The organism is Ornithinibacillus halophilus (assembly GCF_900129485.1).
Classification (GTDB): domain Bacteria; phylum Bacillota; class Bacilli; order Bacillales; family Amphibacillaceae; genus Ornithinibacillus; species Ornithinibacillus halophilus.
In genome coordinates, this window is record NZ_FQVW01000051.1 from 1 (window position 1) to 13,418 (window position 13,418).

At 38.6% G+C, this 13,418-nt stretch carries 14 protein-coding genes and 1 pseudogene; all 15 read left to right on the forward strand.

Annotated elements, in window-relative coordinates; genetic code table 11:
* Nucleotides 1–252, forward strand: a pseudogene (locus BUB12_RS18115) (group II intron reverse transcriptase/maturase); the annotation flags it as partial.
* Between the two features lie 299 nt (nucleotides 253–551).
* Complete coding sequence (locus BUB12_RS18215; RefSeq protein WP_072891711.1) at nucleotides 552–2,741, forward strand: S8 family serine peptidase; 2,190 nt, start codon at nucleotides 552–554, stop codon at nucleotides 2,739–2,741.
* A gap of 360 nt (nucleotides 2,742–3,101) precedes the next feature.
* A complete protein-coding gene (locus BUB12_RS14940) occupies nucleotides 3,102–3,308 on the forward strand; it encodes an AtpZ/AtpI family protein (protein ID WP_072891712.1) in 207 nt (68 codons plus the stop codon).
* Nucleotides 3,309–3,354: 46 nt separating this feature from the next.
* The gene (locus BUB12_RS14945) at nucleotides 3,355–3,720 is read left to right on the forward strand and encodes an ATP synthase subunit I (protein WP_072891713.1); all 366 of its coding nucleotides are present in this window, start codon (nucleotides 3,355–3,357) and stop codon (nucleotides 3,718–3,720) included.
* A gap of 22 nt (nucleotides 3,721–3,742) precedes the next feature.
* Nucleotides 3,743–4,465, forward strand: a complete 723-nt coding sequence (gene atpB, locus BUB12_RS14950; RefSeq protein ID WP_072891714.1) for a F0F1 ATP synthase subunit A — start codon at nucleotides 3,743–3,745, stop codon at nucleotides 4,463–4,465.
* Between the two features lie 93 nt (nucleotides 4,466–4,558).
* Nucleotides 4,559–4,768 carry a F0F1 ATP synthase subunit C gene (gene atpE, locus BUB12_RS14955; RefSeq protein WP_072891715.1) on the forward strand — a complete coding sequence of 70 codons (210 nt, stop codon included), beginning with the start codon at nucleotides 4,559–4,561 and terminating at the stop codon, nucleotides 4,766–4,768.
* A 173-nt stretch (nucleotides 4,769–4,941) separates the two neighbouring features.
* Nucleotides 4,942–5,466, forward strand: coding sequence for a F0F1 ATP synthase subunit B (gene atpF, locus BUB12_RS14960; RefSeq protein WP_072891716.1), 525 nt, complete (start codon nucleotides 4,942–4,944; stop codon nucleotides 5,464–5,466).
* On the forward strand, nucleotides 5,463–6,008 hold the full coding sequence (locus BUB12_RS14965; protein WP_072891717.1) for a F0F1 ATP synthase subunit delta: 546 nt from the start codon (nucleotides 5,463–5,465) through the stop codon (nucleotides 6,006–6,008). Before atpF ends, BUB12_RS14965 begins: the two co-directional genes overlap by 4 nt.
* Nucleotides 6,009–6,026: 18 nt before the next feature.
* On the forward strand, nucleotides 6,027–7,538 hold the full coding sequence (atpA, locus tag BUB12_RS14970; RefSeq protein WP_072891718.1) for a F0F1 ATP synthase subunit alpha: 1,512 nt from the start codon (nucleotides 6,027–6,029) through the stop codon (nucleotides 7,536–7,538).
* A gap of 251 nt (nucleotides 7,539–7,789) precedes the next feature.
* A complete protein-coding gene (gene atpG / locus BUB12_RS14975) occupies nucleotides 7,790–8,644 on the forward strand; it encodes an ATP synthase F1 subunit gamma (RefSeq protein WP_072891719.1) in 855 nt (284 codons plus the stop codon).
* 39 nt (nucleotides 8,645–8,683) lie between these two features.
* Nucleotides 8,684–10,093 (forward strand): F0F1 ATP synthase subunit beta, encoded by a 1,410-nt coding sequence (gene atpD / locus BUB12_RS14980; RefSeq protein WP_072891720.1) that lies wholly within the window; start codon nucleotides 8,684–8,686, stop codon nucleotides 10,091–10,093.
* 72 nt (nucleotides 10,094–10,165) lie between these two features.
* Complete coding sequence (locus BUB12_RS14985; RefSeq protein ID WP_143155651.1) at nucleotides 10,166–10,561, forward strand: F0F1 ATP synthase subunit epsilon; 396 nt, start codon at nucleotides 10,166–10,168, stop codon at nucleotides 10,559–10,561.
* A gap of 197 nt (nucleotides 10,562–10,758) precedes the next feature.
* The gene (locus BUB12_RS14990) at nucleotides 10,759–11,055 is read left to right on the forward strand and encodes a DUF1146 family protein (protein WP_327196153.1); all 297 of its coding nucleotides are present in this window, start codon (nucleotides 10,759–10,761) and stop codon (nucleotides 11,053–11,055) included.
* Between the two features lie 155 nt (nucleotides 11,056–11,210).
* On the forward strand, nucleotides 11,211–11,918 hold the full coding sequence (locus tag BUB12_RS14995) for a YwmB family TATA-box binding protein (RefSeq protein ID WP_072891722.1): 708 nt from the start codon (nucleotides 11,211–11,213) through the stop codon (nucleotides 11,916–11,918).
* Nucleotides 11,919–11,952: 34 nt separating this feature from the next.
* On the forward strand, nucleotides 11,953–13,278 hold the full coding sequence (gene murA / locus BUB12_RS15000) for a UDP-N-acetylglucosamine 1-carboxyvinyltransferase (RefSeq protein ID WP_072891723.1): 1,326 nt from the start codon (nucleotides 11,953–11,955) through the stop codon (nucleotides 13,276–13,278).
* Nucleotides 13,279–13,418 lie beyond the last annotated feature (140 nt).

Consider the following 13,418-nt stretch of genomic DNA (forward strand, 5'->3'; position numbering starts at 1 on the left):
CATCTCCATGAAGATGTGCTGGTTGAAACGGTGAGAAGGAAATTGAGAGGACACTATCAGTATTATGGTGTATCTGATAATTTCAAAGGAATCGATTCTTACTTCCGTGCAGTTAAGTATCTGATTTGGAAGTGGAGAAATAGAAGGAGCCAGAAAAGGTCGTTTACATGGGAGAAATTCAATATGTTTCTATTGAGAGTTCAATTACCACAACCGAAAATAATGGTGAACCTGTTTTCAAACAAGTTATGAAGTCTTTAAAACAAATGTGAATGATGTAGTGAAGAGCCGTATGCCTTAATTGGGCACGTACGGATCTGTGAGGGGTAAGGGGCACAATCTCAAAGGAGAGGCCCCACCTACTCGACTATTGAGTCCAAAAGTAGCCTAAACTCCCTTTCTTCATCCAAATAGCGTACCTGATGTCCGAAAGGCTAAAAAGTATGCTGTTTCCACAGAAATAACGTACTGGATGTCCGCTCGTATGTCCTCACACCACACACATGCATTATTTTCCTTTTTTATTCCAATACTATGTGAAAAAGGGGGTTATGCTATTGCGTAAGTTATGTATCGTTCTTCTTCTCCCATTGATGCTTCTCACCAATTCGATGGTAGTTCAAGGGCATGAGTTGGAGTCTGTCATCATTGAAGTGGAGGGTGACCCTGAGGAACATAAGAAACACATTGAATCCCATTATCCATTTGTAGAGATTGTTGCTACGTATAATCAATTATTTAATGGAATTGCCATTCGTGCAGAGCCAAAGCAACTCTCTAAAATGGATTCCTTAGATTTTATAAAAGCAATTCATCCAGTGGAAAGGTACGAGGTGAACTCTCCAAAAAAGGAGCCACTCTCGATGGATGAGGTGGAAACCGATTCCGAATTAGTGATGCCGTCTGAATTAAATACAACCACCTATACTGGAAAAGGGGTGCAAATCGGTGTCATTGATACAGGAATTGACCATACACATCCTGACCTTGAACTTAATTATCGAGGTGGATATGATTTAGTTGATTTAGATGATAATCCAATGGAATCATCTTCTGAGCAAGGAATGCCAACCCTTCATGGATCCCATGTTGCGGGGATTATTGCTGCGAATGGAGAGATGAAAGGGGTAGCACCAGAAGCGGAAATTTATGCTTACCGAGCATTAGGCCCAGGTGGTGTAGGATCTTCTGTACAAGTGATTGCTGCAATGGAACAAGCGGTAAAAGATGGAATGGACATTATAAACCTCTCTTTAGGGAATTCAGTGAATGGACCTGATTATCCAACCAGTATTGCCGTTAATCGAGCAGCTGAACTAGGGGTCGCTGTTGTGATTGCAAATGGAAATAATGGTCCGGAACTATGGACAGTAGGTGCCCCAGCAACGGCAACAAATGCAATATCCGTCGGTGCGTCTGCTGTACGTGAAATAATGCCATATTTATACGAACCACTAGCCAACAAAGAAATTAGTATTTTACCAATGGACGGGTCCAGCTCATGGAATTTTAAGGATGACTTTAAATTAGCCCCTGGTGATTCAGACAAATTAAATGGAAGTATTGCCTTAATGGAAAGAGGAGAAATTCCATTTTATGACCTAGCACTAGAAGCACAACAAAAAGGGGCCGAGGCTATTCTTATTTCAAATAATGAAGAAGGAATTTTTCTTGGTTCTATTGCAGGTGAAAGAGAGCCAGTGACAATACCGGTTGCAGCCATTTCCAAAGAGGATGGGGAATGGCTACAACAATATAGTGAACGGGCCCATCCGTATATCGAAACAATGTATCAAGAGATTAATGATGGAATTGCTAGTTTTAGTTCAAGAGGACCGGTTACTGTAAATTGGGAGATTAAACCGGATATTATAGCTCCAGGAACGAACATCGTAAGTACGGTACCTGGGGGATACCAAGCACTTCAAGGTACAAGTATGGCCGCACCACATGTTGCTGGTGCCATAGCTCTATTAAAAGAAGCTCACCCAAATTGGAGTAATGAAAAAATAGTGGGTGCATTAAAAACTACTGCGCTGCGAATGGAAGAGGAAGATGGAGAACCACTTGCACCTGTCTTACAAGGCGTTGGTAAAATTGACCCGAAACAGGCCATTGAAACACCAACAATTATTTACAATCCTTCTATGACATTTGGGAAAATTGACCATTATAAAGAATCGGAAATAATCCAACTAGAAATTGAGAATACAACAAACCAAGAGCAATCCTTTTACTTTGATATTCCGAACAAGCAAAAGGGAATCAGTTGGAAGCTACCACCATCATTTACAGTGGATGCAAAAGAGAAAACTACCATTCCTGTAGAAGTAAGTATAACGTCTTCTTTTTTAGACAAAGGAATACATCAAGGCTGGCTATCTTTAATAGGAGTGGACAAGAATTATCATCTACCATATGTATTTATTAATGAAACAGCAGATTATCCAAAGGCATCTGGATTTGAATTTGTTCTAAAACCATTTTCAGACGATGAATATATGTATCGACTATATTTAACAGAGGCTGTTAGAAAAGTAGCGGTTGAACTTTATGAACCAGGAACACTCATTCATAATCGGAATTTATTAGAAGTAGATGGGAATGAGGCCGGTATGATCGAAGGATTTATCGATAAAAAAGATATTGGTGAGCCAGGAAGTTATCATGCTCTTGTAACTGTCCAATTGGAAGATGGAACGTATGATAGTTTTCAAACAGAATTATTCATAGAACCCTAATAGAGGCAAACATGATTCCGTACGTCGCAAAGTGGGTACTTTGTTCTTTTCTTAATAGCGTGATATATTTCACAGAAATGTCACGAATTTGACAAGAAAAATCCGATATAATGAAAAGTGCACAAGAAGTTTTGTTCAACAAAATATACATAAAATTGGCAATGCTAAGAAAGTGTAAAAAATAGTTAAACCAATTGACAACAATACAGGGCTATTGTACACTTGCTAAGTGTGGAATGATAAGGTTTTCAATAGGTTTATACCTATTAAAAATTCACAATACATAATAAATGAAAACTATCCACCAAATCCAACAGTAATGACATTCCTCACTACTAATTTCGACAAGGAAGTATAGGTATGGGGAAACCTCGCGTAAATGCTATTATTTTGTCTACTGTTGTATCTGCAAACCTAGCAGGTGGAACACTTCTCGGTATATTTGTAGGTATGTGGCTGGACAAAATAACCGGTGCAAAACCAATTTTTACTATCATCTGTCTGTTGATAGGGCTAACCATTGGTGTCATAGGAATGATTACATCTGTTAAGAAAAGCGAAGAGTGATGCTCTGAGCTAGACAATACACGTGAGTCGGGAGAAGAAGATAACTATGCAAGAATATGAAAAAAGAGCTGCCCGTCAACGTAAATGGATGTTCTACCTTCTAGCAATTTTTGTACTAGGAGCAGGATTTACTCCCTATGTACAAGTATTCCTCGGGCTTCTACTAGGAGGCGTTGTAAGCTTCTATAATCTATTTCTATTACAAAAGAAAACAACGGAATTTACAGAAGCAATAGCAACCGAGAGACGACCAAAAGGATTAGGTACTGTATCAAGACTTGCAGCCACTGCATTGGCAGTCATTATTGCGCTTCGATATGAAGAGTATTTTAACATGATTGCTTTAATTATTGGATTAATGACTACTTATGTAGTTATTATGATAGATTTTCTCATCAAACAAAAAGAATAGTGCTTGAAAGAGGGGTGATAAAGTGGATCATGAAGCACCGATATATCACGATTTATTTGGTATAAGTTGGCTTGATTTCAATTTATCCAATGTAATGATGATTGCTATAACATCATTAATCGTGTTTATTCTTTCCGTTCTGGGTGCTAGAAACCTAAAAATGAAACCAACTGGTGCTCAAAATGTGATGGAATGGATTCTCGACTTTGTCAAAGGAATCATTAACGACACGATGGATTGGAAAACAGGAAAGCTATTCTTACCGTTAGCTCTAACATTATTTACATATATTTTAGTAGGTAATATGTTGGGGGTTATTACAAACGGGGTCGTAGGAAACGAAGTATGGTGGAAATCACCAACTGCGGATCCAGGAATTACGCTTACTCTAGCAGCAATGGTAATTATTTTGTCTCATTTCTATGGAATTAAGCTACGAGGCGGAAAAGAATATGTAAAAGATTATTTCCGACCAATGTGGCCACTATTCCCAATTAAGATAGTTGAAGAATTCTCGAATACGTTAACGTTAGGTTTACGTCTATTCGGTAACTTATATGCAGGTGAGGTTCTTCTAGCACTACTAGTTTCAGTAACAACTTCTGGTGTGTTAGGCTTCTTTGGAGGAGCAATTCCTTTCTTAGCATGGCAAGGATTTAGTGTGTTTATTGGAGGAATCCAAGCATTTATCTTCACAATGCTATCGATGGTGTACATTTCCCATAAGGTGAGTGAAGATCATTAATACTGTAATAAACCAGTTTTGATAGACAAACTATTAAAACCGGAAATTATTAATTTTTACTAAAAAACAATTATTTTGAGGAGGATTTATATTATGTCAGGAGCATTAGCAGCAGCAATAGCAGTAGGTTTAGCAGCACTAGGTGCAGGTATTGGTAACGGTCTTATCGTAAGTCGTACAGTTGAGGGGATTGCTCGTCAACCAGAACTAAAAGGTCAACTACAAACAACAATGTTTATTGGTGTAGGTTTGGTTGAGGCGATGCCTATTATCGCGGTAGTTATCGCATTAATGGTAATGTAATAAAACAAACATAAAATGGCGAAGATTATCTTCCATAGAAACTTCGCCGTTGTTTATACTTAGCACTGAATGAAAGATTACTATGGTTATGCTCATTAGTAGAGCGAATTTTTTCTTAAAAATTATAACGTACTAGGATATGTTCACGATTCAAAGTGAAAGGAGTGAATCATGTGCAAGCATTCACTGAGTTTTCGACAATTAATGCTTTAGGTGGCTTTCATGGCGGCGATATGTTAGTACAATTATTCTTCTTTATCGTATTACTTTTCGCTGTTGGTAAATTCGCATGGGGCCCTGTTGTAAATATGATGCAAAAGCGTGAAGAATATGTTGCAAGTGAAATTGATGCAGCAGAAGAAGCACGTGCTAATGCAGAAAAATCTCAAAAAGAAGCAGAAGATCGATTAAAACAAACTAGACAGGAAGCACAACAAATCATTGAAGAAGCTAAAAATGCTGGTGTGAAGCAAGAACGTGACATTGTGGAATCAGCTCGTAAAGAAGCAGAACGTATTCGTCTAGCAGCACAAGAAGAAATTCAAAATGAAAAAGAAAAAGCATTACAAGCACTTCAAGATCAAGTGGCGTCCTTATCTGTTCTTATTGCAAGTAAAGTGATTGAAAAAGAAATTAGTGCACAAGATCAAGAGGCGTTGATCAACGAATATCTTAAAGAGGTAGGAGAAGAGCGATGAGTGAAGCAGTAGTTGCCAAACGTTATGCAGATGCTCTTTTTCAACTAGGAAACGAAAAAGATACACTAGACCAACTTGTTGAAGAGTTTCGTGTAGTGAATCAAGTTTTTAAAGAAAATAAAGATTTAAATACATTCTTAATGCATCCTCGTGTTAATAATGCAAAAAAGAAGCAGTTCGTAGAAGAAGTGTTTCAAGGAATGTCAAATGATGTCGTCAATACTATGAAATTATTAGTTGAGCGTCAACGTACGGACATTGCCACTAGCGTTATTGACCATTTTATCCAATTGGTAAATGATGCAAAAGGAATCGCACAAGCAGTAGTATATTCTGTTCGCGAGCTTTCTGATACGGAACGAAAAGAACTGGAAACGACATTTGCAAAGCGTTTTAACAAAAATGCTATTGAAATCGAAAATGTTGTAGACCCTTCTATTCTTGGTGGTATTAAAATCAGAATGGGTAACACCATTTTGGATGGTACAATCAGTGGAAAACTACGTCGTATCGAACGAAATCTTAAACTCGCAAACAATTGATGATAGGGGTGAAATGGTATGAGCATCAAAGCTGAAGAAATCAGTAAGCTGATTAAACAGCAAATCGAGAGTTACGACTCTGAAATAGAAGTTAATGATGTCGGAACAGTTATTGAAATTGGTGACGGTATCGCACGTGCTCATGGTCTTGATAATGTCATGGCTGGTGAGCTAGTTGAGTTTGCTAACGGTGTTATGGGTATGGCGCAAAACCTTGAAGAATCTAACGTTGGTATCGTTATTCTTGGCCCATATACAGATATTAAAGAAGGCGATGAAGTTCGTCGCACAGGTCGAATCATGCAAGTACCTGTAGGTGAGGAATTAGTAGGTCGTGTTGTTAACCCATTAGGTCAAGCTATCGATGGGAAAGGTCCAATTGAGACTTCAAAAACACGTGCTATTGAATCTCCAGCACCAGGGGTAATGGATCGTAAATCAGTTGATGAGCCATTACAAACAGGTATTAAAGCGATTGACGCGCTTGTACCAATCGGTAGAGGTCAGCGTGAGCTTATTATCGGAGACCGTCAAACAGGTAAAACAACAGTAGCTGTTGATACAATCTTGAACCAAAAAGATCAAGATATGATTTGTATCTACGTTGCTATCGGTCAAAAAGAATCAACAGTACGTGGAACAGTGGAAACTTTCCGTCGTTACGGTGCATTAGATTATACAATCGTTGTATCTGCGGGTGCATCTGATCCTGCTCCATTATTATACCTAGCTCCATATGCTGGTGTATCAATGGGTGAGGAATTCATGTACAACGGGAAACACGTATTAGTTGTATATGATGACTTATCAAAACAAGCGGCTGCGTATCGTGAGCTTTCCTTACTACTACGTCGTCCACCAGGTCGTGAAGCATTCCCAGGGGATGTATTCTACCTACACTCACGTTTATTAGAACGTGCAGCAAAATTAAGTGATGCAAAAGGTGGCGGTTCTTTAACTGCACTACCATTTGTTGAAACACAAGCAGGGGATATCTCAGCTTATATTCCTACAAACGTAATCTCCATCACGGACGGACAGATCTTCCTACAATCAGATCTATTCTTCTCTGGGGTACGACCAGCGATTAACGCCGGTTTATCCGTATCACGTGTTGGTGGTTCCGCACAAATTAAAGCGATGAAGAAAGTTGCCGGAACATTGCGTCTAGACCTAGCATCATTCCGTGAGCTAGAAGCATTCGCACAGTTCGGATCTGACTTAGATAAAGCTACATTAGCGAAACTAAAACGTGGGGAACGTACGGTTGAAGTACTAAAACAAGGCCTACACAAACCACTTAAAGTTGAAAAACAAGTTATGATCATCTATGCATTAACAAAAGGTTACTTAGATGATATTCCAGTAGAAGATGTAACACGCTTCGAAGCAGAATTCCACGCATGGTTAGACTCTAACCGCGAAGAATTACTAGCATCAATCCGTGATACAGGAAACCTACCAGAAGCAGAAGATATGAATGACGCAGTAGAATCATTCAAGAAAACATTCTTGCCAACTGAAAATTAATATTTGTGAAAAGCACACGTACTTAACTAAATGAAAATAAAGTTAAGTGTGATGAAATAGTTTGATGCTCTGAGCAGATGCAATACACGTAGACTCCTTCGGGAGCAAAGGCATAGGTGAGACCCCACAGGACGACAGTCCGAGGAGGCTCACCAGCCGCCCGAGGAAAGCGAAGTGTATGGCAGCTGCGGGCAAGAGTGTCAATTATAGTAGAAGTACGTACTTTTTTTACGAAAGTGTGGTGAAATAGCTTGGCATCACTAAGAGACATAAAACACAGAATCGACTCGACTTCAAAAATGAAGAAGATCACAAAAGCAATGGAAATGGTATCCGCATCCAAAATGAGTAAAGCAGAACAAAACGCCAAACAATTTGTTCCGTACAGCGAAAAAATGCAAGAAGTTGTTGCAAGTATCGCCGCTCACACCGATGCAGACCACCCAATGCTACAAAAAAGAGAAGTGAAAAAGACAGGATATCTTGTCGTAACTTCTGACCGTGGTTTGGCAGGTGCTTACAACAGTTCCGTTTTAAAAAGTTTATATCAAACGATACAAAAACGTCATAAATCAACAGATGAATATGCAGTTATTGCTGTCGGAAGAATGGGATATGACTTTTTCCTAAAACGTAACATGCCCGTTGTAAAAAGCATTATTGGCTTACCTGACCAACCTGATTTTGCAGATATTAAAGAACTCGCATCAGAAACCGTACAAATGTTTAGTGATGGTGAAATTGACGAGTTAAATATCTATTATAATCACTATGTAAGTGCAATTTCTCAACAAGTGACGAATAAAAAATTATTACCGATTACAGATATGGATGGATCATCATCAAGTAGTCAGTATGAATATGAACCAGACGAAGAGAAAATCTTAGAAGTACTTTTACCACAATATGCAGAAAGTCTTATTTACGGTGCATTACTTGATGGTAAAGCGAGTGAGCATGCTGCACGGATGACAGCAATGCGTAGTGCAACAGATAATGCAACAGAGCTTATCGATGGCTTAACATTGTCATACAACCGTGCCCGCCAAGCAGCAATCACGCAAGAAATTACCGAGATTGTCGGTGGGGTAGCTGCATTAGAATAGCTCGTACGCCATTTGTAAAGTAAGTTAGGAGGGAAATCGATGAGCAAAGGACTTGTTACTCAAGTTATGGGACCTGTCGTTGACGTTAAGTTTGAAGACGGCCAGCTTCCTGAAGTATATGACGCTTTAACAGTCCAATTGAACACAGCAGAGTCTGATGTAAACGAAATTCTTACATTAGAAGTTGCTCTTCACTTAGGTGATAACGCAGTTCGTACAATCGCGATGTCATCTACTGACGGTGTTCAACGTGGAATGGAAGTAGAAAACCTAGGTCGACCAATTTCCGTACCTGTCGGAGAAGTTACACTAGGTCGTGTATTTAACGTATTAGGAGATAAAATTGATTTGGACGAGGATCTACCTACAGACGTACGTAGAGACCCAATCCACAGAGATGCTCCTAAATTTGAAAACTTATCAACTGAAACTGAAATCCTTGAGACAGGGATTAAAGTTGTTGACTTATTAGCACCTTACATCAAAGGTGGTAAAATCGGATTATTCGGTGGTGCCGGTGTAGGTAAAACCGTTCTTATCCAGGAGTTAATCAATAACATCGCTCAAGAGCACGGTGGTATTTCCGTATTCGCTGGTGTTGGTGAGCGTACACGTGAAGGTAATGACCTTTACTATGAAATGAAAGATTCTGGCGTTATTACAAAAACTGCCATGGTATTTGGTCAGATGAACGAGCCACCTGGAGCACGTATGCGTGTTGCATTAACAGGTCTTACAATGGCTGAATACTTCCGTGATGAACAAGGTGCAGACGTACTATTATTCATCGATAACATTTTCCGTTTCACACAAGCAGGTTCAGAGGTATCTGCCCTACTAGGTCGTATGCCATCTGCCGTTGGTTACCAACCAACACTTGCTACAGAGATGGGACAATTGCAGGAGCGTATCACATCAACTGATAAAGGTTCTGTAACATCTATCCAGGCTATTTATGTACCTGCCGATGACTATACTGACCCTGCTCCAGCAACAACTTTCGCACACTTAGATGCGACAACTAACTTAGACCGTGGTCTATCTGAGCAAGGTATTTACCCTGCCGTGGATCCACTAGCTTCTACATCACGCGCACTTGACCCTGAAATCGTTGGGGATGATCATTATGAAGTAGCACGTGAAGTACAAGCAACACTACAAAAATATAAAGAATTACAAGATATTATCGCGATCTTAGGTATGGATGAATTATCTGATGAAGATAAGATGACTGTATCACGTGCACGTCGCGTTCAATTCTTCTTATCTCAGAACTTCCACGTGGCAGAACAGTTCACTGGTCAACCAGGTTCTTATGTACCTGTTTCTGAAACAATTAAAGGGTTCAGAGAGATTCTAGACGGCAAATATGATGACCTACCAGAGGATGCATTCCGTTTAGTAGGACGTATTGAAGAAGTTGTCGAAAAAGCAAAAGAAATGGAATAATATTGTAGACATATGAGTTCTTAGAGGGTGAATCAAGCCCTCTAATGGATGATGTCTCAAGGAGGGGTTACATTGAAAACACTAACTGTGAGTGTTGTTACTCCTGATGGTCCAGTAATGGAAGATCAATTTACAATGGTTAGCTGTAAAGCAGAAAATGGAGAACTTGGTATTTTACCAGGTCATATACCTCTCGTTGCTCCACTTTCAATTAGTTCAGTACGTCTAAAACGCGAATCCGATGAAGAGGTTCTAGCCGTTAACGGTGGATTCTTGGAAGTGCGTCCTACAAAGGTCACTATTTTAGCTCAGTCAGCTGAAAAACCTGGTGAGATTGACGTAGAACGTGCTCGGAAAGCAAAAGAACGTGCAGAACGTCGCTTACAGTCTAAACAAGATGATGTTGATTTCATAAGGGCTGAATTAGCACTCAAACGAGCAATTAATAGATTGAACGTAGTTAAGTAAATATTTTTTAAAAATCTCCTGTAATGGTATTATAGGGGATTTTTTTTATTGGAATTTGGATTTCAAGATAAAGTGGAAAACTTGTCAGAAGATGGAGTGAAAATATTACATTATTACCCACATGCTGTCGATATTTCCCGGGTAATGGAAAATATATTGAGAACTAGTTGTGCTTGTCGAATAGTACGACAGAATAATTGACATTCTACATCATGAATGGCATTGTTATGGGTAGAAAAGCAATAAGAGACAAGGTGGTTTTTATGTTTTCAATTGGTCAACTAGCGATGATGGGGATAATCTCGCACATCGTATTTATTTATATTACTTGGAGATTAGTGCAAGTGATTAACTTTGATCCTTTAATTAGAAAAGGAAGAGGAAAAGAAGCAAAGATATTATTGCTCCTCATCACAATTGTCATTGGTTCAGGAGTAAGCCGTTTTTTCTTGGAATTTTTGCAATGGTCACAGGACCTAATTTATTTATTTTAAACAAAGAGAAGTACAAAGGTGTTCCGTTCGCCTTTGTACTTTTTTTATTTATCCACCCTTAATAGTTTCTTCTATTAATCTAGTAAAACAAGTATGACAAATATGTTAATGGTTAATACTAGATTTTAAGTTTATGTTACAAGGGGGATTTATTAATGAAGAAAGTAGCATTTATTAGTATAATCATATTTATCGTGTCAAATACTGTTTTATTTCAATCAAGCAAAACAGATGATTTAATAGATATAGCATCTGCACTAGAAAGTGAACGTGTCACTATAGATAATTGGGAAGTAACGCTGAAGGAAAAAATTGGCCGTTCCCAACTTAATGAATTGATGAATGAATTAAAAGATAGTCACAAGGTCACTAGAGATGAAAATAAAAACAGTATACAATATGAAGTGGTGAATAATATTGGTGAATTGAACACCGTCATTAAGGCAATTTTTCCAAAAGACAACCAATATACTTCCGAGTTTGTTGTGGTATTATATAGTGAGGTATGGAATGACGAAGTGAAGTCTTCCTACGTAAAAGAATTGAAGAATCTGGAGCAAACTTACTTTACTAAAGATGTCAAAAAATTTTCTTGTATCACTACAACAGATGATGCTATAATTAAAAGTGATAAATTTTTATCAAATTTGACAAATTACTTGGAACTTAGACATATAGAAAAGCAGACTGATAATATACAAACGTCAAAACAGACTGAGATAATTTATGCTTATTCCCCATTGTGGAGACAAAGTATTACCATTCAGGATAAGCCGTCTAATATACAAATTGTCATGGAATATGCGCAGAATGGCAGTGTTCAAGTTACAATTGGAACACCTATCCTAATAAATGAATATTAATATAGTGAAACTGGATCTGAAGGAGATTTGAAATATGGATAAAATCATCGTAAGAGGCGGACAGCAATTGAATGGTAATATCCAAGTTGAGGGAGCAAAAAATGCTGTACTCCCTGTAATTGCTGCCAGTATTCTTGCTAGTGAAGGGAAAAGTGTAATTCGTGATGTTCCAGTCCTAGCTGATGTTTATACAATTAATGAAGTATTACGTAATATGAACGCAAACGTTGTTTTTGAAAATAATACGGTTGAAGTTGATGCTTCTAATCAATTAAAAACAGAAGCGCCATTTGAATATGTTCGCAAAATGCGTGCGTCTGTACTTGTATTAGGGCCGTTATTAGCTCGTTATGGCCATGCAAATGTTGCTATGCCTGGAGGATGTGCAATTGGATCACGTCCGATTGACTTGCATTTAAAAGGATTTGAAGCAATGGGTGCGAAAGTCCATGTCGGAAATGGATTTGTTGAAGCACACGTGAACGGCCGATTAAAAGGTGCTAAGATTTATTTAGATATGCCAAGTGTAGGAGCTACTGAAAATATTATGATGGCTGCTGCTTTGGCAGAAGGAAAAACAATTCTGGAGAACTGTGCGAAAGAACCAGAAATTGTTGACTTAGCAAATTTCTTAAACAAAATGGGTGCCAAAGTAATTGGTGCTGGTACAGAAACAATAAAAATTGTAGGTGTTGAAAAACTTCATGGTGTAGAACACGCGATCATTCCAGACCGAGTAGAGGCTGGAACATTTATGGTTGCAGCTGCCATTACTGGTGGAAATGTTCTCATTGAAAATGCAGTATCTGAACACTTGCGCCCAGTTATTTCGAAACTCCAAGAAATGGGTGTTACTGTTGAGGAAGAAGGAAATGGAATTCGTGTAATCGGTCCAGAACGACTCAAGCCAACCGATATTAAAACACTTCCACATCCAGGCTTCCCGACTGACATGCAATCACAAATGATGGCCTTGATGCTTTGTGCTGAAGGAACTAGCATGATTACAGAAACTGTTTTCGAAAATCGCTTCATGCATGTAGAAGAATTCCGTCGTATGAACGCTAAAATGAAAATAGAAGGACGTAGTGTAATTATTGAAGGTCCATCTGATTTACAAGGTGCAGAAGTAGCAGCAACTGATTTAAGAGCTGCAGCTGCATTGATTTTGGCTGGTCTAAGAGGTAATGGATTTACTAGAGTCACTGAGCTTAAACATCTTGACCGTGGCTATGTTGACTTTGCTGGTAAATTAAAAGCATTAGGTGCTGATATCGAACGTGTAGATGAAAATGGAGATGTTGTTTCACCATTTTTCGACTATCAGAAAGACCGAATTGTAGCTAGTTTTAAATTATAATATAAATTGATGTATTTAAAGGTGTAGTTCCCGTTTGGGTGCTGCATCTTTTTTTTATGAGAGAAGTTGAAACGAGATTGGTTTCTCGCTGCCGGAAGAAGTCATCAAAGAGTATCTACGGTAATCGATAAGAGCTCTCG

What these genes read in the sequence shown, in the direction of transcription:
- BUB12_RS14995 (WP_072891722.1), top strand. Translation starts at nt 11,211, where the DNA reads ATGAAGAAAGTAGCATTTATTAGTATAATCATATTTATCGTGTCAAAT.
- murA (WP_072891723.1), top strand. Translation starts at nt 11,953, where the DNA reads ATGGATAAAATCATCGTAAGAGGCGGACAGCAATTGAATGGTAATATC.
- BUB12_RS14940 (WP_072891712.1), top strand. Translation starts at nt 3,102, where the DNA reads ATGGGGAAACCTCGCGTAAATGCTATTATTTTGTCTACTGTTGTATCT.
- atpA (WP_072891718.1), top strand. Translation starts at nt 6,027, where the DNA reads ATGAGCATCAAAGCTGAAGAAATCAGTAAGCTGATTAAACAGCAAATC.
- BUB12_RS14945 (WP_072891713.1), top strand. Translation starts at nt 3,355, where the DNA reads ATGCAAGAATATGAAAAAAGAGCTGCCCGTCAACGTAAATGGATGTTC.
- BUB12_RS14965 (WP_072891717.1), top strand. Translation starts at nt 5,463, where the DNA reads ATGAGTGAAGCAGTAGTTGCCAAACGTTATGCAGATGCTCTTTTTCAA.
- BUB12_RS18215 (WP_072891711.1), top strand. Translation starts at nt 552, where the DNA reads ATGCTATTGCGTAAGTTATGTATCGTTCTTCTTCTCCCATTGATGCTT.
- atpD (WP_072891720.1), top strand. Translation starts at nt 8,684, where the DNA reads ATGAGCAAAGGACTTGTTACTCAAGTTATGGGACCTGTCGTTGACGTT.
- atpE (WP_072891715.1), top strand. Translation starts at nt 4,559, where the DNA reads ATGTCAGGAGCATTAGCAGCAGCAATAGCAGTAGGTTTAGCAGCACTA.